Genomic DNA, 20067 nt, shown 5'->3' with positions numbered 1-20067 from the left:
CATGAGCGCGTAGAGACTTTCCCAGGCGTACAGCCGCGCGTACGCGGCGCCCCACCCGTGGCCGTTCACTCCGCCGACGTACGAGGCCGGGCTCGCTGGGTGAACCCGGCCGTTGCCGCGTCGAGAATCCGTCAGGCCACCGCATCGAGGAAGGTCAGCACCGAGGCGTCCTCCTCGATCAGCGGGGAGAGGGCGGTGTTGAAGGGGCCGCCGTACGGGGCCTTCAGGTGCGCCTGGAAGGCGTCCTCGTCCCGGTACGCCTCGAAGATCCAGTAGGCGCGAGGGTTGGCCTCCTTGGTGTAGACGTCGAAGGCGAGGTTGCCGTCTTCCTGGCGCACCTTCTCGGCGTACTCCACGATCATGCGGGCGACCTCGTCCTCGGCACCCTCGCGGGCGGTGAACTCGGCGAGCAGGGTCTTCGTCATGCTCTGGTGTCCTTGTCAGTCGTGAGCGGAGTCGAGGTGCCAGACGCGGGCCTGGTCCAGCCTCACCGAGCCGTTCTCGGCGAAGATCTGCACTCCCTGGCTGGCGGGGTCGGGGAAGATCTGGTCGGTGATCACTGCCTCACCGCTGCCGCCGAAGACCTCGACGGACGACCAGTCCACGAGGATCCGCAGCTTCACCTTGCCGTTCTCGGCCTTCAGCGGTGCCGTCTGGACGCCGGGGAAGGTGCTGTTGAAGTCCACGGCCCCTGAGCGGGTGCGGTCGACGTACAGCTCCTGGGTCGTGGTGTCGTAGCCGATGACGGTCTCTTCGCCCCCGGAGCCGGTGCGTACCTTCAGGCCGAAGCGTTCGGCGTCCTCGAGGGAGAAGGTCGCCTCGATGTCGAGGGCCTTGCCCTTGGCCGCAGGGCCGATCAGGGGCTTCGTGGCGCTCTTGACGGTGACGCCGGACACCCTCGCCGGGCGCTTCTGGCGGAGCGACTCCAGGCTGTCGACCGGCCGGCTGGTCAGCCGGACCTGGCCGTCGACGGTACGCAGCGCCATGTCCCGTGGAACGCTCTGCGCGCCGCGCCAGGGGGAGGTGGGGATGGCGCCGCTGTAGTCCCAGTTGTTCATCCAGCCGACCATGTACCGCTTGCCGCCCGGGGCGTTCTCCCAGGACACGGCCGCGTAGTAGTCCTTGCCGTAGTCGGCCCAGTCGGCGCGCTGTACGACGGACTTGGCGGGGGCGTCGGCGGCGGTGAACCGGTCGGCCAGGACGTGGCCCCAGCCGGCGGTGTTCATGTCGACGATCTGGATCTTCGCCTTCTTGCCGGCGTAGGGGCGCAGGTCGAAGGACGCCCAGTCCAGGGTCTCGCTGTTGGCGCCGGTGGCGCTGCGGACGACCTGGCCGTCGACGATCAGGTTGACGGACGTCTCCTGGGAGACGGGCCGGGCCTTGGTGTCGGACAGCATGATGTGGTCGACGTTCAGGTGGCCCCAGCCGCCGGTGTTGTCGTCGACGATCCTGATCCGGGCCTTCTTCCCGGCGAGGTCCTCGACGTCCCAGGCAGCCCAGTTGAGCGCCTCCGCGTCCTTTCCGGTCGTGCTGCGCACCACGTGGCCGTCGACGAGGAGTTCGACGGCGGTGCGGTCGGCGGAGCCGGCGGGGTGGTTGCCGCCGCCGACGAGGAAGTTGACGTAGTCCTTGTCGATGGTGAACTCCGGCGAGGTGAGGGTGCCGGTGGTGGAGTCGCCGTTCAGGTAGCTGTTGGCCAGGCCGTCGCCCAGGAATCCGGAGACTTCCTGCTGGTCGGGGAGGGTGCCGGTGGCCGGTGCCGAGCCGAAGGCGGCTCCGGTCGTCGTCCAGTCGCCGTAGCTGCCGCCCTCGAAGTCGGCCAGGACCGTCCCCGCAGGCGGGTCTCCCCGCTCCAGAAGCGTCCCTGACTCGTGCGGGTGCCGTCCGCCACCGACCTTGAAGTTCAGATAGCGGCTGTCGACGGTGAACTCGGGTGAGGTGAGGATGCCGGTGGCCGCGTCACCTCCGTGGAAGCTGTTGGCGAGGCCCTTGCCGTCGAAGCCTTCGACGGTCCCCTGCCCGGCCACCGCACCGGCTGTCGGCCCATCACCGAACGCGGCGCCGGTGGCCGTCCACGCGCCGAAGCCGGTGCTCTCGAAGTCCTGCATCACCGTGCCGGCGGGCGGGGTGTAGGTGCCCTTGTCGTCGGCGGTGAACCTCTTGCCGTCGAAGTCGCCGACGAAGTACTGGGCGGCCGAACCTCCCGCGACACCACCGGGGTTGATGTTGACGACCAGGACCCATTTGACTCTCTTCCTGTCCCCGTCGACCGCGAGGGGGAACAGGTCGGGGCACTCCCACACGCCGCCCGTCGCGCCGGCCGGCCCGAACTCGCTGAGCAGGTTCCAGTCCTTGAGGTTCTTGGACGAGTAGAACCGCACCTTGTGCTCGGTGGACAGCGACACCGTCATCAGCCAGCTCTTGGTCGGCTCGTACCACTGGACCTTGGGGTCGCGGAACTCCTTGGAGCCGATGTCGAGGACCGGGTTGCCCTGGTACTTGGTCCAGGTGCGGCCGCGGTCGGTGCTGTAGGCGAGCGACTGGGCCTGGATGCCGGTGCCCTTGTCGAAGCCGGTGTAGATCGCCACCATGGGCGGGTTCGTCTTGGTGCCGAAGCCGGTGGTGTTGTTCCAGTCGACGACCGCACTGCCGGAGAACACCATCTCCTTGGCGTCGTGCGACAGGGCGAGCGGCAGCTCCTTCCAGTGCACGAGGTCCTTGCTCACCGCGTGCCCCCAGGACATGTCACCCCACGAGTCGCCGCTCGGGTTGTACTGGTAGAAGAGGTGATACTCGCCCTTGTGGTACACGAGACCGTTGGGGTCGTTCATCCAGTTCTTCTCCGGAGTGAAGTGGAACTGGGGCCGGTAGGTCTCGGAGTACGGCGAGGTGTCGGCGGCGACGGCCTGCGGGGCCGGCGGAGCTGCGGACAGGGCGCAGACGGTCGCCACCGCCGCGATCATCCGTATGCGGGCATGCCGGGATACACGTCCTGAGCTCATGGTGTCTCCTGTGCTGCGTCCGCGCGGCGAAGCCTGATGCCCGGAGCGGAACCGACCGATAGGTGACGCCTTCTCGACGCCGTCGTCCACGGCATCCAGAAGCGGTGTCATCGTTGACTTGTGTCATCGATGACACCGGGTGGGCCTGATGATGGAGGCAAGCCGGCCAGCGCGTCAACGGTTCGGCCGCGATGTCCGCTGCGCGACCCGTCCGTCCGTCATGCGCGATCGGTTGCGGTGAGCTGCTCCAGCCGGTTCCGCCACGGAGGGTTGGGACCGGCGACCGAGCAGGTCAGGGCGGCGACGCGGGCGGCGAACCGGCAGGCTTCCGCGACGTCGTCGAGACGGAGTTCGGTCAGCCGGCGACCGAGCAGGCCGCGGATGCCGAGGTGGTGCAGCAGCCCGGCCGTGAAGGAGTCCCCCGCCCCGACCGTGTCGGCGACGCTCGTCGACACGGCGGGCACCTGAATCCGGTCGCCGGCGAGTGAGGCCAGAGCGCCGTCGGCGCCTCGTGTGATCACCACGAGGTGCGCCCCGGCGGCGTGCCAGATGTCGCACGCCTCCTCGGGCGGCGTGCCCGGCAGCAGGAGCTCCAGGTCGTCCTCGCTCAGCCGCAGCACGTCGGCGAGGCCGCACCAGTGCGCCAGCCGGGCACGGTAGACGTCGGGATGCACCAGCAGCGGCCGGACATTGGGGTCGATGCTGATGGTCGCGTGCGGGGCTGCCGCCGCCAGGAAGTCCTCCACCACCGACGCTCCGGGCTCCTGGACCAGGGCCAGGGATCCGGTGTGCACGCAGGCGGTCTCCGACAGATCCACCCGCGCCAGCTCCTCGGCCGTCCACTGCCAGTCGGCCGTGTTCTGCGCGTGGAAGGAGAACGCCGCCCGCCCCTGGTCGTCCAGTTCCGCCACGGCCAGCGTGCTGGGCTCAGCAGCCCGGACGGCGCTCGACAGGTCCACTCCCGATGTCTCCAGGTGGGCGCGGAACAGCCGCCCGAACACATCACCCGACAAACGCGCGAGGAAGCGGGCCGGGGTGCCGAGCCGGGCCAGGGCCACCGCCGTATTCGCAGGTCCGCCGCCGGGCAGCACACGCAGGGCGAGTTCGTTCGAGGCACTTGCGGGTTCGGCGAACGCGTCCGCGACGCACTCTCCCAGGACCGTGATCTGACGCGGGCTCATGGGCTGCTCTTCTCTGACGAACGTGCGGGCACACCGGGGCGTCGGGGTGCGGCTGCCGGACTGCCACGAAGGGGGCGGCCACGCGCATTGTCGATTTGTGACGAGCGCAAGGCATTGACGTTTCCGGGAGACGGAGTCCATCATCCTCGCCATGCAGTGTCAACGATGACATAAGTCAACGATGACACCGCGGGTGGCCTGCTCTGACATCAACCCCGTGCCGCTCGCCATACCTCAGGAGTCGATCATGCCTCGCACCACTCGTCTGTCCTCCTCCCTCCTCAGAGCGGCCGCCGTCGCCGGCGTCGCGGCCCTCACCCTGACGGCCTGCGGCTCCGGTTCCGGCTCCGGGTCGGGCTCCGCCGGCGCCGGGTCGGGCGACGTGAAGGTCGGCCTGATCACCAAGACCGACACCAACCCGTTCTTCGTGAAGATGAAGGAGGGCGCGGAGAAGGCCGCGAAGGCCGAGGGCGTGCGGCTCATGACCGCGGCGGGCAAGTTCGACGGCGACAACGCCGGTCAGGTCACCGCCATCGAGAACATGGTCGCCTCCGGCGTGAAGGGCATCCTGATCACCCCGAGCGACTCCAAGGCGATCGTGCCCGCGATCGAGAAGGCCAAGGCCAAGGGCGTTCTGGTCATCGCCCTGGACACCCCCACCGAGCCGCAGAGCGCGGTCGACGCCCTCTTCGCCACCGACAACCTCAAGGCCGGCGAGCTGATCGGCGAGTACGCCAAGGCCGCGATGAAGGGCAAGACCGCGAAGATCGCCGCCCTCGACCTCGCGCCGGGCGTCTCCGTCGGCGTCCAGCGGCACAACGGATTCCTCAAGGGCTTCGGCGCCACCGACAAGGACGTCGCCTGCGCCCAGGACACCGGCGGCGACCAGGCCAAGGGGCAGACGGCGATGGAGAACTGCCTCCAGAAGGAACCCGGCATCAACGTCGTCTACACCATCAACGAGCCGGCCGCGCTGGGCGCGTACACCGCGCTCAAGGCCAAGGGCCGGGAGAAGGACGTCCTGATCGTCTCCGTCGACGGCGGCTGCACCGGCACCCGAGCCGTCAAGGACGGCAAGATCGCCGCGACGTCCCAGCAGTACCCGCTGAAGATGGCTGCCGAGGGCGTCAAGGCCGTCGTGACGTACGCCAAGGACGGCAAGAAGGCGTCCGGTTACACCGACACGGGCGTCACCCTGATCACCGACAAGGCGCAGGACGGAGTCACGTCCAAGGACACCGCCTACGGCCTGGACAACTGCTGGGGCTGAGCCGCCCCCGACCGACCGTACGCCCCCAAGCCGGGCGGTCGGCCCCTTTCTCCCCGGCCGGGGGACGGCCGCCCCCTCGTTCCCTTGTCCTCCGGCAAGGAGAGACACGGACTTCTGTCTTCCGACAAGGACTTCGCATGACCGCCACGTCCACGCCCCCGAGCACGTCCTCGCCGTACGCCGGGCTCAAAGCGCCGACCGCGGCCCGCAGGCTGCTCACGGCACCGACCACCGGCCCGCTGGTCGCGCTCCTCCTGGCCTGCGCCTTCTTCTCCTTCTCCACCGACCAGTTCCTCACCGGCGGCAACTTCTCGCTGATCGTGCAGCAGGTCATGGTCGTCGGTACCCTCGCCATCGGTCAGACCCTGATCATCCTCACCGCGGGCATCGACCTGTCGTGCGGCGCCGTGATGGCGTTCGGCAGCATCGTGATCGCCAGGATGGCCGCGGAGGGCTCCCTGCCCCCGCTCGTGGCCATCGCCCTGGGCATCGCCGTCTGCGGCGGATTCGGGCTGCTCAACGGGGCGCTGGTGCAGAAGATCCCGTTGCCGCCGTTCATCGTCACCCTCGGCATGCTCAATGTGGCGTTCGCGCTGACCCACATCTACTCCGAGGAGCAGACGGTCACCAACCTGCCCGGCCCGCTGACGGCCCTCGGGGAGACCTTCCCGCTCGGTCACACCGACATCACCTACGGCTCCCTGGTCACCATCGCCTTGTTCCTGCTCCTCGCCTACGCCCTGAGCAGCACGGGCTGGGGACGGCACGTCTACGCCCTGGGCAACAGCCCGGAAGCGGCACGGCTGAACGGCATCCGCACCTCCCGCCTGACCATCGGCGTCTACACCGCGGCGGGTCTCCTCTACGGCATCGCCGCCCTGCTGCTCATCTCCCGCACGGGTGTCGGCGACCCCCAGGCCGGCCAGACCGACAACCTCGACAGCATCACCGCCGTGGTCCTCGGCGGCACCAGCCTCTTCGGCGGACGCGGGTCGGTGCTGGGCACCTTCATCGGCGTCCTCATCGTCGGCGTGTTCCGCAACGGCCTGCAGTTGATGGGCGTCGCCTCCATCTACCAGACCCTGATCACCGGCGTCCTGGTGATCCTCGCGGTGACCGTCGACCAGATCTCCCGGAAGAAGGCCCGATGACCACCACCACGGAGACCCCCGTTCTGCAGGCTCGCGGTCTGGTCAAGCGCTACGGCCACGTCACCGCCATCGACGGTGCCGACTTCGACCTGATGCCCGGCGAGGTCCTGGCCGTCATCGGCGACAACGGTGCCGGCAAGACCAGCCTGATCAAGGCGCTCACCGGCGCGCTGGTTCCCGACGAGGGCGAGATACGCCTGGGCGGCAAGCCGATCCAGTTCTCCGGGCCGCAGAGCGCCCGCGCCCACGGCATCGAGACGGTCTATCAGGACCTCGCCGTGGCAGCCTCCATGGACATCGCCTCGAACATGTTCCTGGGGCGGGAGCTCCGCCGCCCCGGCGTCCTCGGCAGTGTCTTCCGCATGCTGGACAAGAAGCGCATGCGCCAGGAGGCCGCCGAGCACATGGCCGACCTGAAGATCGGACTGCACTCGCTCACGCAAGCGGTCGAGACGCTCTCCGGCGGACAGCGGCAGGCCGTCGCGGTCGCCCGTTCCGTCGCCTGGGCCCGCAGTGTCGTCGTCATGGACGAGCCCACCGCCGCCCTCGGCGTCAAGGAGTCCGGTCAGGTCCTGGACCTCATCCGCCGGGTCCGGGACAAGGGCATGCCGGTCGTCCTGATCAGCCACAACATGCCGCACGTCTTCGAGATCGCCGACCGGATCCACGTCCACCGCCTCGGCCGGCGCGCTGCCGTGATCAAGCCCTCCGACTACTCCATGGCGGAGGTCGTGGCCATCATGACCGGCGCGCTCACCGTCGACGCGGCCGGAGGTACTGTCGTAGCCGATTCCGAGGCGGCGAAGGCCGCGGGAGTCCAGGCCAACTGACGCACTCACAGGTTCCGGCCGTGGCCGCGGCCGGGACCGACGAGCACAGGAGACTGTTTCCTCGATGGCAGCGAACCGCCGCCCGACACTGGCAGACGTCGCCCGAGAAGTGGGCGTCAGCGCCAAGACCGTCTCCCGCGTCCTCAACGAGGACGGCCCCGCCTCGGCCGAGACCAGGGAACAGGTGCTCGCCGCGGTGGCCAAGCTCGGCTTCCAGCCGAACCTCATGGCACGCAACATCCGGGTGGGCGGGCCCGACACCACGATCGGTCTGGTCATCCCCGACCTGGCCAACCCCTTCTTCGGAGCCGTGGCCAGGAGCATCGAGGACACGGTCCGCGACCGCGGCCTGACCCTGCTCATGGGCTCCTCCGCGGACGATCCCGACCGCGAGCGGTCGCTGACGGACAAGTTCCTGGCCCGCCGCGTCAGCATCCTGATGGTCGTGCCGTCCGTCGGCGCCGACCACTCCCACCTCAAGCCGCACCGTACGGCGGGACTGCCCGTGGTCTTCCTCGACCGGCCCGGAGTCGGCCTCGCCGCGGACAGCATCGTCAGCTCCAACCGTGCCGGAGCCCACGACGGTGTCGCCCACCTCATCGCCCACGGCCACCGGCGCATCGGCTTCATCGGCGATTTGCCCACCACGCTCTACACCCGCCGCGAACGTCTGGCCGGTTACCGCTCGGCGCTGCAGGAAGCCGACATTCCCTACGACCGCCCGCTGGTCTCCAACGCCCACGACCAGCAAGGCGCCGAGGCCGCGACCGCCCAACTCCTCGGCCTGGCCGATACCCCCACGGCCCTGTTCGCCGGCAACAACATCATGGCGCTGGGGATAGTCGCCGAACTCGCCCGCAGCAAGCGCAAGGACGTCGCTGTCGTCGCCTTCGACGACGTCTCACTCGCCGAAGCACTCGAACCCGCCCTGACCGTCGTCGCCCAGGACCCGGAAGAACTCGGCAGAACGGCGGCGACCACCGCACTGTCCCGACTCGACGGCGACCGCACCCGCGCCCGCACCATCACCGTCCCCACCCGCCTGATCGTCCGAGGCTCGGGCGAGCAACCCGCGGCCAAGCCGTAGGCAGCTTGACCGGCCGGAATCGGAGGCGGCACTCGAAGAGCGGATGCGGAGCCCGTGGACGCGGCATGGGGCCGCCGCCGGGCGGAGTCGGCGCAGTCCGGAGCGGACGGCGAACCAGCCGGCGGCGGCCAGGACCGCGATCAGGACGACGCCTGCCGTCAGGAAGAGGTTCCGGGTCTGGGTGATGGCGCGGTCGACCTCCTCCAGCGAGGTGGCCACGACGACACTCCCGCGGGTCTCGGAACGGTCCGGTGCGAAGACCTGGGCGGATTGGGTCAGGGCGATGACCCGCCAGCTGTCCTCGCCCTCACGTGCGGGCACGGTGAAGGGCCGGCCCCCGTGGGCGAGGACTGCCGCGCGGTCGAGGCGGGGCAGGTCGGGGCCGCCGCCCGGTGGCGCGGTGCTGGCGTCCTCACGTACTCCCAGCTGGCCGCCCTGAAGGAGGAGATCGGCGCGAGCGGCCGTGTCCTGGCGCACAGCGTGCTCGGCGACATGGGCGGCCCGCTACGGGCCGGCGACATCCTCCGGCACGCCACCGAGCATCAGCTCGACACGTACCTGCTGCCGCTGATCCGAGGTGAGCGGGCCTGCTGTTTCTCCCTCACCGAGACCGACGCCGGCTCCGACGTGCGCTCCCTGCGCACGGTCGCCGTGCGCGACGGCGACGGCTACCGGCTGACCGGGCACAAGGTCTTCTCCTCCGCGGGACCGTTCGCCGACTTCGCGATCGTCGTGGCCCGCATGGCCGGCACCGGCGAACAGGGAAGCGACAAGCCGAGGTTCTCCGCCTTCCTCGTGGACCTCGACAGCCCCGGCTGCCACGTCGAGGACGGGGCGACTCCGATGTCCGGCGAGCACATCGAGAGCGATATCGTCCTCGCGGACTGCTACGTCCCCGCCGCCAACCTCCTGGGCGAGGAGGGCGGGGGCATGCGCATCGCGCTCGGCCGGGTCACCACCAACCGCCTGCTGCACTGCCCCACGGTGCTCGGCGCCACCCGCCGCGCCGTCCAGCTGACCCTGGACCGGACCCGCACCCGTCAGGTCGCCGGCCAGCCCCTGCTCATGCTGCAGGCCATCCAGCACAAGGTCGCCGACATGGCCACCGAGCTCTACGCCGCGCGCTCCATGACATACGCCGCTCTGGCCGCTCTGGACGAAGGGCGCGAGGTCCACGCGGAGGCGTTCATGTGCAAGCTGTTCGTCGCCGAGTCCGCCTTCCGCATCCTCGACGAGGCCGTGCAGATCCACGGCAAGGAAGGGCTCACCCAGGGCAACGAGATCGAGTACCTCTTCCGCAAGATCCGCATGTTCCGCATCCTCACCGGCACATCCGAGATCCAGCGCAACGGCATCGCCAAGCTTCTGGCCTTCCACCACTGACGTGGACCAACCGGAGCAGGTCACGCCCACCGGGCCCGCCAGGAGGGGCCGACCGGAACCGGTTTGTGCGCCCGGCAGCGGTTACCTGCCGACTGGTGGCGACGGGCCACGAGGATGCGGGCGACGGCGTACTGAGCGCAGCCGTCGGCTCCCGCCTGCCCACAGCAGGTCCGGGGGAACACCGGTGGGCCTCAGCGGTGCGTGAGCATGCCTTCACGCAGGCGGTTCAGGGTCCGCGACAGGAGCCGGGAGACGTGCATCTGGGACACGCCCAGGTGTTCGCCGATCTGGGCCTGGGTGAGTTCTTCCACGAACCGCATGTGGATGATCTGCCGGTCCCGGTCATCGAGTTCGGCGAGCAGCGGGGCGAGAGCGTGGAAGTCCTCCACCAGTTCCAGCGCCTGGTCATCGGCGCCGATGAAGTCCTGCAGGGCGCTCTCCCCGTCCTCGCTCCCGCCGATCGCGGCGTCCAGGGAGGAGGAGTTGTAGCCGTTGGCGGCCAGCCGGGCCTCCCGCACTTCTTCCTCGGACAGGCTCATCAGCTCCGACAGCTCCTGGACCGTGGGCGTGCGGCCGAGCCGGCTTCGCAGTTCCTCGGTGGCGCGGGCGAGTTCGACGCGGGCTTCCTGCAGCCGGCGCGGCACGTGCACGGCCCAGGTGGTGTCGCGGAAGAACCGCTTGATCTCACCCACGATGTAGGGGATCGCGAACGAGGTGAACTCCACTCCGCGCGTCAGCTCGAACCGGTCGATGGCCTTGATCAGGCCGATCATGCCGACCTGGACGATGTCCTCCATCTCCTCCGCGCCGCGGCTGCGGAAACGGCCGGCCGCGTATCGGACCAGGGACATGTTCATCTCGATCAGCGTTGCGCGGGCGTAGCTGTACTCGGAGGTGCCCTCTTCCAGGACCGTCAGCTGTTCGAAGAAGAGCCGGGAGAGCTGCCGAGCGTCCTTGGGCGCCACCCGGGAGGGGTCGGCGACCTCCGGCAGCTCGTTCGTTCGTGCGTCCAGTGCCGCCGGAATGCTCATGAGCGCCATGCTGTGCCCTCCCAAGGTTCGAGCCGACCGCTACCGCTTGCAAAACGGCCGACGGCGCAGCGCCTACCCCGTCCTCCCGCACCTATACCTGTGCTGTGCCGAGCGGGCCCGGCACATCGTCGCGGTCAGCCGGGGAGGTAACAGCGAATGGTGGTGCCGTCGGGGCCGGTATGGACACGGACGAGGTCGGCGAGCTGGTGGACGAGCAGCAGTCCACGGCCGCCGGGCTGGGTGGGATTCGGCGGGCGGCGGCCGGCCAACGGATCGGTCAGCTGCCCGCCGTCGTGTACCTCGCAGACGACCCGGCCGCTCTCGGCCCAGATCCGCACTGTCCCCGAGCCGGCGCCGTGGACGACGCTGTTGGTGGTCAGCTCCGCCACCGCGAGTTCCAGATCTCCCAGGCTCGCTTCGGACACGCCCAGGGACCGCGCCTGGGACACGGCGAAGTCGCGTGTCTCGGGCAGTGTCCGGACGGCGAACGGGCGGGCCGCTGCTTCGAGGGGGGCGAGCAGTGGCTCGTTGTAGCGGGCGATGATCTGCTCGGGGCCATAGGCGGTGGAATGCGTCTGGCCGTCGGCGTCGATGACGACCGGGTGGGTCGCCAGGGCGTCGCTGAGGGCCTGCTCGTCCAGCTGCCCGGCGTCGTAGGGGCACAGGATGGTTACCGCGCGCCCGGTGAAAGCGGTGTTGATCAGCGCCTCGTGCTGGACGCAGGCCGGGTACTCGACGGCGGATCGACCCTGCCAGATCGGCTCGCCGATGATGCGGACCCGGCGGGCACCCGGCTGGGCGTCGGCGAACCTGCGCAGCACGTTGGGGATGATGCGGCCGGGGTTGCGGCCGGCCTGAGTCATGTCGATGAAGCGCACCTGCGCTGCTCGCTCACCCAGCCCCTCGCGGATCAGTTCCAGTCGATCCGGCGGCGCGGCTACGGCTGCGGGCTCACCGGCATCCAGCCCCTCCTGCAAGAAGGGAACCGTGCCCTCGATGTACTGGTCCGCCCCCTCGTAGAACAGTGCGGGGTGGACGAATGGCTCGTGCGAGGTGGCCGTACTCATCACGCAGCCACCTCGATCGCGGCGATACCGGGCCAGAAGAGCTCGAGGATGCGCGGCAGCTGCGGCGGTGGCCGGTGCAGCAGGATCCGGTGCCCCTGGGGGAGACGCTGGGCGGTGACCGCCAGGTCTGTCACGCCGGCCACATCCACGAACCGCACCCGGGACAGATCCACATGCAGCACGTCCGCGCGTCGCTCGACCAGCTGGTTCAGCGCCTGCTGCCATACGGACCGTGTGTTCATGCTGATCTCCCCTGTCGCCCCCAGCCCCGAACTGTCAGGCAACGGATCGATCTGCAGTACCGCGTCACGCGACGGCGCGACGGGGGTCCCGCCCTCGCCGGGTACGGCATCCACGCTCTTGCCCCCAGCTCCCCGGCCTCGGCCGCACGGCGGCTCTACCGGTCACCTTGCACGATACTCGGTCAGGCACCGCGCACGCCCAGTCCGGCCGAGCGAGGGAGTCGGGCCGGGCCCACGGGCCCGGTGAGGCGAGTCGGTGGAGCTGATGCGACCGAGTCGGTGTCCTCCCGAGGTAGCCGCCCGTGCCGGCGCACGCCCAGAGGGGCGATCTCAGGGAGCGGGGCTGAGTTCGGCCCAGGCCGTTTTGCCGGGGTGGCGCGGGGTGACGCCCCAGCGGTGCGCCAGCCGTTCGAGGAGCTGCATGCCGAAACCGCCGGGCTCGGTGTTCCTGGTGACACGCATGCGTGGCCGGCGGTCGCCGTAGTCACTGACCGCGATGCGCGCAGCCGGCCGTTCCAGGTGAGTCGGACCAGGGGTGAGGCGGCGCCGTGGCGGATGGGCGTTGGTGATCATTTTCGAGACAGCGGTTCGGCGGTCTGGCTCATCCGGTGCTGGTGCAGCGGGCCGCCGAAACCTTCCACGCGGTCGCGGGCCCCAGTGCCGGGCGGCCGCGATGCTCGCCGTGACGGCGGGGAAACGCGACTCGCTGGACGGGATGGCCGGATCGACGTTCCTGAGGTTCCTCCAGCCTGGGAGCCCTGCTCTGCCGCCGGCCGGCGCTGCGTACAGCCGGTCGCAGTCGTCTGTCGGGTTACCACTGCCTGCCTGGTGAACCATCCGTGTCCGTCGGGTGACGGGCTGATCCTGTGAAAGGGTCGACCGCCGCTGTCGACGGGACTGGTGGTGGAGGGCTGAAGGGCGCTGGCAGAATCATCCCGTCACACGACATGAGGTCACGCCGGTGGCGTTGTCGCCGGGGCCCGAGGGTGAGGGAGCCGGCATGGAAAAGGTCTCGGATGTGGAGATTCCCCTGGACCGTGACGTGTTCCTGCGGACGTTGGTACGCGAGTTGGCGACGTCGCTGGAGTCGGTGATCGGCCTGGAGGAGGCGTCCGGCTACGTCAGTCTCGTGGGGCAGGCCGTCGGCACGCAGATCGACGAGATGTACCTCACGGCACTGGACATCGAACGGCTCACGGGTGAGCAGGTCGCCGAGGCACTCGTGGACCTCAAGCGCCGTATCAACGGTGACTTCTACGTCATCGAGCACGACGAGACGAAGATCGTGCTGGGCAACCGGGTCTGCCCGTTCGCGGAGAAGGTGGTGGGCCGGGAGTCGATGTGCATGATGACGTCCAACGTCTTCGGCACCGTGGCCGCCCGCAATCTGGGCTACGCGCGGGTGGAGCTGGAGGAGACCATCGCGCGCGGCGACACGGGCTGCCGGGTGGTGGTGCACCTGGTGCCCGACGTGGATGTCGACACGGTGAGTGGCCGTGAGTACTTCGGCGACCGGGCTGTGACCCCATGACCCTTGGCCTCTTCCGGGCCATCACCAGACCACTGCCCCATCCGGTGCTGTTGTGCGGGGCCGACGGCCGCGTCTTGGCCGCCAATCTGGCGGCCGTCCGCTGTGACGACCGGTTGCGCCCGGGAACCAGCGTGTTCGATCTACGGCCGGACGACACCCCGAAGCTGCGTCAGCAGCTGGCTGTGTGGCTGCGCAGCGGCACTCCCGTGCCCGGCGCGTTGGTCCTCAAGGACGCCGACGGCCGTACGCGGCGCTTCCGCTGTCACGGGGCGCGGGCCACGTGGTGGGACGGCCCGCAGCCGGCTCTGCAGCTGCATCTCGTCGAGGCCGGGGCGTCGGACAAGTTCGTCGCGCTCAGCGAGCAGGTGGAGGCACTGAACCGGGAGGTGGCCTTCCGTCGGGCCACCGAAGTGGACCGGGCGCGGCTGCTGGCCGCTGAACAGGCCGCCCGTGCCCGGTTGCAGCACCTGTACGACCTGACCGCCGCCCTGGCCGGAGCGATCACTCTCGCGGAGGTTTCCCGCGCTGTCAGCGAGGTGGCGCCGGCTGCCCTGGGGGCCACCGCGGCGGAGCTCTATCTGCACGCGGCACGGCTGGTACCGCCCCTCCAGCCGGAGGACAGCAGCCCTCCGGTCGGCGCGGGCGGCTGGACCGACCTGGACCGGCCCTCTTCCTCGGACGGCCCGCTCACTCGTGAAACCGGGGACGCGGTTCCCCTGGCCCTGTCCCTGGAGGCGGACGGCGTCCACCTGGGCATGCTGATCGTCTACGGCTCGGACAGCTCCACCGCTCCCGAGCATGTGACGGCCGTGGCGCAGCAGATCGCCCAGGCCCTGCGCCGGGCGGGCCTGCACGAACACGAGCATCGGGTCGCCGAACGCCTGCAGCTCAGCCTCCTGCCCCAGCTGCCTCAGCTTCCCGGCCTGGAGACGGCCACCTGCTACGCCCCGGGCAGTGACCTGCTCTCGGTCGGCGGCGACTGGTACGACGTCTACGACGTGGATGCCGATCACATCGGCCTGAGCATCGGCGACGTCGCCGGCCACGGACTGCCCGAAGCGACCGTCATGGCCCAGGTCACCGCCGCCCTGCGCAACATCGTGCCGCGCTGCGGCACCGACCCTGCCGCCGTCCTCGACGAAGTCAACACCTTCCTCGGCCGCTATCACCCGGAGCGGATGGCCACCGCCTGCTACCTGGTCTTCGATCGCCGCACCCGCACCCTGCTGTACGCCACCGCCGGCCACCCGCCGCCGCTGCTCATCCACGCCGACGGCTCCAGCACCTTCCTCGACCACGCCACCTCCCCGCCTCTCGGCCCCGTCCGGGGCATCCGCTACCGGCAGGCCGACACCACCGTGGCCGAGAACGACACGCTGCTGCTGTACACCGACGGGCTGATCGAGCGCCGTCGCGAAGACCTCGCCATCGGGATGCGGCGACTGACCGATTTCGCCCGCATCACCAGCGGCCTGGGCATCGCCGAGCTGTGCGACCGATTCCTGCACCACCAGCCCGAGGCGGCGTTCCCCGACGACCGGGCCCTGCTCACCGTCCGCTTCCCCTCACCGTCCTGACCTGCCTTGCCCGTTCGGCGGCTGCGGTCGGCGGGAGCGGTTGCCGGGCGCCGCAGGTTTCGGCGGTCTGTCAGACGATCTTCAGGTCGTAGGGGCCGGCGAGGGGGACGTGGACACCGACACCGCCGTGGTGCTCGGCATCGCACACACCATGCTGGTCAACGGCTGGCACGACGAGGACTTCCTTCGCCGTTGCTGCGTCGGGTTCGACCGCTTCGCCTCCTGCCTGACCGGCGCATTCGACGGCGTTGCCAAGGATGCCGCCTGGGCAGCGAGGATCACGGGTCTCAGCCGGGACACGATCACCGAACTGGCTCGCCGCCTGTCCACACAACGACATCAGGGTGCGGTAGCAGACCTTCCCGCTGTGGGCGAGAGGCATCTCGTCCACCACCAGGAGGTGTTCGGGGTGTTTCCGTCGGGCCAGGCCACGGCTGCCCAAGTGGGTCGTGAGGTCGGACAGCGTGGGAACGGGTACGCCCGGGACCGGGCGGATGCAGGCGCACAGTCGTTCTCCGAGGTCCGGATCGGGCACCGGGACGCACACCGCCTCGGCCACCGCCGGATGGGTGTCCAGTTCGCGCTCGACCTCGGCGAGACTGATGTTGAGACCGCCGCGCACGGCGATGCGTTTGAGCCGCCCCAGGACATGCAGTCTTCCGTGCTCGTCCAGCCGGCCGAGGTCGCCCGAGCGCACCCAGCCGTCACAGGTGCGGTAACGGGTGTCCAGTTCAGGCGCGTTGACGTAACACAGCGGCGTCATGGGGCCCAGTGCCTCGATCTGACCGGTCCGCCCGGCGGGGAGCGGCGCGCCGTCGGGTCCGGTGATCCGGATGCGGGCCACCGCGGGGTCCGGAGTGCCGGCGCTGTCGCCCGGCGGGGTGCGTTCTCCGGCCGTGTGGCAGTTCACCCCGTCCGACGAGCCGTACACGGTCACCACCGGGCTGCCGAACCGTTCACGGCACGCCTGGGCGGTGGCCGCCGGCAGAGGGGCGCCACTGGAGACAACAGCACGCAACGACGATGTGTCCTCGTCCGGCCGCGCTGGGAGGTCGGTGATGCGGCGGAGCATGGTGGGCACCGCGAAGAGGTGGGTGGGACGATGCTCGGCGACCATCCGCAGCGCTCCGGCCGGGTCGAAGGCCGACTGGACGATGAGGGTGCCGCCGAGGGCGGCGAGGGTGACCGGTGTGCCCAGGGAACCGAAAGAGGAGGCCAGCGGGACGAGGACCAGGTGGCGGGGCGGCACCGTGGTGTCGGGGTGCAGGCTCCCGACGTACCGGGTCCGGCCGCCGGCCAGGGCGTGATGGCTGTAGGCGACCATCTTCGGCTCGGCTTCTGAACCGGACGACACCAGGATGCGGGCGGGCCCGTACGGGTCGGCCTGCCGCGGCCGCCAGGGGCGGGCCGGGGTCGGCGCGGAGTGCAGCACGTGCGTCCGTCCGTCACCCGGGCCGGGGGCGAACACGGTGCGCAGATGCGGAAGATCCGCGACGGTCCGTGCCCGGCGGGCCGATGGGAGGACGGCGCCACGGGCCCGCGAGCGGGCGAGCAGCGCCCGGACGTCCCGGTCGTCGCCGCCCGCGGGGATCGGGAGGGCCACCGAGCCGATCGCGTAGACGGCCAGTTCCGCGGCCACGGCGTCGCGTCCGTTGGGCAGCAGAAGCGCCACCACGTCCCCGTCTCCCAGGTCCTCCTGGGCGAACAGGGCGGCGATCCGGCGCACTTCGGCGTCCAGTGCCGCGTAGGAGAGCACTCCGACGTCGTCCACCAACGCCTGGCGGTCCGGGTGTTCGCGGACCTGAGCGGTGAACAGTGCGTAGAGGTCGGTGTCGGGGCACAGGCCCGCTCTCACCCAGGCACGTCGTCGGGCGCGGGGCACCAGATCCGAGAAGCGCACTCCGGCGCGTGAGGTCCACACCGGCTGCCCGGCCCGGCTCGCGGACGGGGCAGTACGGTGCCGGGTCGCGGGGGCGGCTGTCATGCGAACTCCCAGGGAGCGTACGGGCGTGCGTGGCCGGTGGACGGATCAGGTGGTGTGACGGCCGCCCGGAAGGCCGGGTCGCGGGCCAGAGCCGTCAGGTCGGTGAGTACGGGGGTGGCGGTCAGCCCGGCCTCGGCCAGCCGTGCCGTCCACTCCTCCGTGGTACGGCGGGCAAAGCGAGCCGCGAGGTCCTCGGCGGCTGTGGGGCCGGCGCCGTCCGCCACGCGGAGCACCGCCTCGGGGCACGCCCGTGCCTCGGGACCGAGGTACAGATGGCCGTCCACTGTGCGCAGCGGACGGTCCAGTGCCGTCCAGCGGGGCCGGTGCGCGGGACGGGGGACGAGAGCGGCCGCCGAGACCAGGGAGGAGTCGACGCGGCTGCCCCGGCCGGTCGCCTCCCGAGCGGCCAGCGCGGCCAGCACCCCCTGGGCGCACACCAACCCGCCGAGCACGTCGGTGAGGGTCATCAGGGAGGGGGCCGGGGGCTGGTCCGCCGGCCGTACCGCCGCGGCGAGGCCGCTGTGCACCTGGGCGAGGTAGTCGGTGCCCAGGGGCGGCGGCCGGTCGCCGAAGGCGTCCCCGAAGCCGGATGCCCAGGCGTACACCAGGGCGGGGTGGCCGGGCAGCAGGTCGGACGCGTCCAGGCCGATCCGCGCGGCTTTTCCGGGGGCCCAGTTGTGCAGGAAGACGTCGGCCTCGGCGGTCAGCGCGCGTACCGTGTCCCGGCCCGGCGCGGTGGTGAGGTCGGCCTCGACCACCGGCTTGCCCGCGTTGAGAGCCGAGAACCGGGCCGAGCAGCCCCCTGCCAGCGGAGGGAGCCAGCGCATCGGATCACCGCCGGGCGGTTCGATCCGGACCACCTCGGCACCCAGCATCCGCAGGACGTGCCCGGCGAGCGGGCCCTGCACCCTGCGGGTGGACTCCACCACCCGCAGGCCCGTCAGCGGCAGGACGGCACCGGAGGGCGGGACGGCCGGGCGTGGGCCGGGCACGGCGATGTCAGGGTGCGCCCGGGCCCTGGGGAACGGTGCCGGTCCCGGAGTGAGGCACCAGGCGGCCGGGCGGACCGCGGGGGCCGGGTCGGAGCCGACGGTGAGGAGGCTGACGCCGGTATGGTGCGCGGCGGCCCGCAGCTCCGCCAGCGTGCGGCGGCGGGCGGCCCGGCGCAGTTCGTCGGGCAGCGGGCAGACGGCGGTGGCGAACCGCTGCTGGAACGGCAGCCAGCCACGGCCGGCGAGCGCGGGGGCCACGCCGAGCCGGGCCCAGAACTCCCGCCACGCCAGGGGGTCGAGGGTCTCGACCTCCACTCGGGCGTCGTCGGACGTCTCCAGCGTCGCCAGACCGCCCGTCCGCAGCGCGTCCGGTCCGGCCGTCGACGCGGCCGGCGAACCCGGCTCGGGCGGACCCGAGTTGTCGCGGGCCGTCTCGGCGGCGAGGTACTGACCGACCGCCAGCAGCGCCCCCTGGGCCACAGAGGTCCGCACTTCGCGCAGGTCCAGGCCGCGGGCCCGCGCGACGCGCAGAGCGGTGGCGCCCTGGGCGGCGAGCACCCCCGCCACCACCGAGGCGTAATCGACGGCCAGCGGGAGCGGCCCGCCCGTCGCCCGGCCGTGGACCTGCATGAGACCGCAGGCGGCCTCTACGGCGCGCTCGTCCGGCAGGTCCGCACCGACCGGCCCCGCCCAGTCGACGGTGTACCGCGGCGTGTCCCGGCCTGGGCCGCTCGTCTCCGGCAGGTCCCGCGCGGCGTGCCGCAGCAGCCGGCCGGCGATCGCGGCAGCGACGTCCGGCCGGGCCGCGGCGCGCAGGTGTGGCGTCACGATCGCCCCCGGCCGGGCCGGCGGCCCTGCACCGAGTACAGGACGCTGGATGCGGCGCGGAAGGACGGGTCCCGCATCAGCCGTCCCACGCGGTCCAGGTCCCCCTGGGTCATGCCCTGTTCCGTCAGCCGGTCCCGGAGGTTGCGGGTGTGGTTCAACTGTAGTCCGAGGCCGGGGTCCTGGGCGTGCCGCACTCCGATGTGGAGGTGGACGTCGATGGCGGTCAGCCCCGCCGCCCGCAGTGCCGCCGGCACTTTCCGTCCCCAGTGCGGATCGCCGCCCGCGGCGCGCAGCGCCTCAGTCTTGGCCCGCAGGAAACGGACGTAGAGCGCCTCCGCCTCCGCGTCCGGGGTCAGCAGCGGCGGCTCGTAGGAGGCGTCGAGCTCGTCGATCTGCAGCAGGCCGCCTGGTGTGAGAGCGCGCACCAGCTTGTGCAGGACGGCGTCCCGGGTGGGTAGGTGCTGCAGGACCAGGCGGGCCACCACCAGGTCGTAGGCCGCCTCCGGCAGCGGGTCGCGAGCCAGGTCGAGGGCGGCGACCTCCAGGCGCGGGCCGGGTGCCAGGTCGCGCGGGTCGAGGTCGGTGGCGAGCACCGAGCCGCCCGGTGCCACGCGGCCCGCCAGCCAGCGCGCGATGCTGCCGCCGCCGGCGCCGACCTCCAGGCAGTGCCAGCCCGGGCCGACACCGGCGGCCGCCAGGCGCGGCAGGGTCACCGGATCGTAGGCGGCAGCCAGGCAGGAGTGCTGGTCGCGGCTGTGCGCGGTGCCGTTTCGGAAGACCGCGTGGGTGCCCTCCCGGACGGGAGCGGGCTGGGACACGGTGTGGCTCCTCTCGTGAGAACGCTGCCCGGTCAGGCCCGGCGTCGTCAGGGTCGGCCCGGACGGGGCCCTGCGGCCGGCACCGGTGGGGTC

At 71.0% G+C, this 20067-nt stretch carries 17 protein-coding genes; 7 read left to right on the top strand and 10 right to left on the bottom strand.

The window, feature by feature from the left end; translation table 11 throughout:
- Positions 1-131: 131 nt before the first annotated feature.
- The 3 genes from HDC93_RS31920 to HDC93_RS31910 all read right to left on the bottom strand — a co-directional run bounded on the left by HDC93_RS31920 (position 132) and on the right by HDC93_RS31910 (position 4183).
- Positions 132-425 (bottom strand): putative quinol monooxygenase, encoded by a 294-nt coding sequence (locus HDC93_RS31920; protein WP_185014309.1) that lies wholly within the window; start codon positions 423-425, stop codon positions 132-134.
- A 15-nt stretch (positions 426-440) separates the two neighbouring features.
- Positions 441-3002, bottom strand: a complete 2562-nt coding sequence (locus tag HDC93_RS31915; RefSeq protein WP_185014308.1) for a GH32 C-terminal domain-containing protein — start codon at positions 3000-3002, stop codon at positions 441-443.
- A 218-nt stretch (positions 3003-3220) separates the two neighbouring features.
- A complete protein-coding gene (locus tag HDC93_RS31910; protein WP_185014307.1) occupies positions 3221-4183 on the bottom strand; it encodes a carbohydrate kinase in 963 nt (320 codons plus the stop codon).
- Positions 4184-4430: 247 nt separating this feature from the next.
- On the opposite strand from HDC93_RS31910, the gene HDC93_RS31905 reads away from it, so the two are divergent.
- The 5 genes from HDC93_RS31905 (at position 4431) to HDC93_RS31885 (ending at position 9904) form a co-directional block, all read left to right on the top strand.
- Positions 4431-5453 (top strand): sugar ABC transporter substrate-binding protein, encoded by a 1023-nt coding sequence (locus tag HDC93_RS31905; protein WP_185014306.1) that lies wholly within the window; start codon positions 4431-4433, stop codon positions 5451-5453.
- A gap of 137 nt (positions 5454-5590) precedes the next feature.
- Positions 5591-6604 (top strand): ABC transporter permease, encoded by a 1014-nt coding sequence (locus HDC93_RS31900; RefSeq protein WP_185014305.1) that lies wholly within the window; start codon positions 5591-5593, stop codon positions 6602-6604.
- Positions 6601-7434 (top strand): ATP-binding cassette domain-containing protein, encoded by an 834-nt coding sequence (locus HDC93_RS31895; RefSeq protein WP_185014304.1) that lies wholly within the window; start codon positions 6601-6603, stop codon positions 7432-7434. Before HDC93_RS31900 ends, HDC93_RS31895 begins: the two co-directional genes overlap by 4 nt.
- A 64-nt stretch (positions 7435-7498) precedes the next feature.
- Positions 7499-8521, top strand: a complete 1023-nt coding sequence (locus HDC93_RS31890; RefSeq protein ID WP_185014303.1) for a LacI family DNA-binding transcriptional regulator — start codon at positions 7499-7501, stop codon at positions 8519-8521.
- A 339-nt stretch (positions 8522-8860) separates the two neighbouring features.
- A complete protein-coding gene (locus HDC93_RS31885) occupies positions 8861-9904 on the top strand; it encodes an acyl-CoA dehydrogenase (protein ID WP_311774676.1) in 1044 nt (347 codons plus the stop codon).
- A 191-nt stretch (positions 9905-10095) separates the two neighbouring features.
- On the opposite strand, the gene HDC93_RS31880 is transcribed toward HDC93_RS31885, so the two are convergent.
- The 4 genes from HDC93_RS31880 to HDC93_RS38915 form a co-directional block, all read right to left on the bottom strand.
- Entirely contained in the window at positions 10096-10944 is an 849-nt protein-coding gene (locus tag HDC93_RS31880; RefSeq protein ID WP_185014302.1) for an RNA polymerase sigma factor SigF, read from the bottom strand.
- Positions 10945-11069: 125 nt separating this feature from the next.
- Complete coding sequence (locus HDC93_RS31875; protein WP_185014301.1) at positions 11070-12002, bottom strand: anti-sigma factor RsbA family regulatory protein; 933 nt, start codon at positions 12000-12002, stop codon at positions 11070-11072.
- Positions 12002-12358 carry an STAS domain-containing protein gene (locus HDC93_RS31870; protein ID WP_311774675.1) on the bottom strand — a complete coding sequence of 119 codons (357 nt, stop codon included), beginning with the start codon at positions 12356-12358 and terminating at the stop codon, positions 12002-12004. The genes HDC93_RS31875 and HDC93_RS31870 overlap by 1 nt, the downstream gene beginning before the upstream one ends.
- Positions 12359-12574: 216 nt before the next feature.
- Positions 12575-12706: a hypothetical protein gene (locus HDC93_RS38915; RefSeq protein ID WP_260419869.1), complete on the bottom strand. Its 132-nt coding sequence runs from the start codon at positions 12704-12706 to the stop codon at positions 12575-12577.
- A 538-nt stretch (positions 12707-13244) separates the two neighbouring features.
- Between HDC93_RS38915 and HDC93_RS31865 the strand changes: the two genes are divergently transcribed.
- Positions 13245-13775 (top strand): methanogen output domain 1-containing protein, encoded by a 531-nt coding sequence (locus tag HDC93_RS31865; protein ID WP_185014299.1) that lies wholly within the window; start codon positions 13245-13247, stop codon positions 13773-13775.
- Entirely contained in the window at positions 13772-15352 is a 1581-nt protein-coding gene (locus HDC93_RS31860; RefSeq protein WP_185014298.1) for a SpoIIE family protein phosphatase, read from the top strand. The genes HDC93_RS31865 and HDC93_RS31860 overlap by 4 nt, the downstream gene beginning before the upstream one ends.
- A gap of 70 nt (positions 15353-15422) precedes the next feature.
- Here the strand turns inward: HDC93_RS31860 and HDC93_RS31850 are convergent, their stop codons facing one another.
- Genes HDC93_RS31850 through HDC93_RS31840 form a run of 3 tightly spaced genes read right to left on the bottom strand, consistent with a single transcriptional unit; the run spans position 15423 to position 19974 of the window.
- Positions 15423-17336: a class I adenylate-forming enzyme family protein gene (locus tag HDC93_RS31850; protein WP_311774674.1), complete on the bottom strand. Its 1914-nt coding sequence runs from the start codon at positions 17334-17336 to the stop codon at positions 15423-15425.
- Complete coding sequence (locus HDC93_RS31845) at positions 17333-19156, bottom strand: CoA transferase (protein ID WP_311774673.1); 1824 nt, start codon at positions 19154-19156, stop codon at positions 17333-17335. Before HDC93_RS31845 ends, HDC93_RS31850 begins: the two co-directional genes overlap by 4 nt.
- A complete protein-coding gene (locus tag HDC93_RS31840) occupies positions 19153-19974 on the bottom strand; it encodes a methyltransferase (protein ID WP_185014297.1) in 822 nt (273 codons plus the stop codon). The genes HDC93_RS31845 and HDC93_RS31840 overlap by 4 nt, the downstream gene beginning before the upstream one ends.
- Between the last annotated feature and the right edge of the window lie 93 nt (positions 19975-20067).

It is taken from the genome of Streptomyces sp. AK010, assembly GCF_014207295.1.
In the GTDB taxonomy this organism is placed as follows: domain Bacteria; phylum Actinomycetota; class Actinomycetes; order Streptomycetales; family Streptomycetaceae; genus Streptomyces; species Streptomyces massasporeus.
The sequence above is the reverse complement of the archived record's forward strand: the minus strand, read 5'-3'. Positions and strand labels throughout refer to the sequence as shown.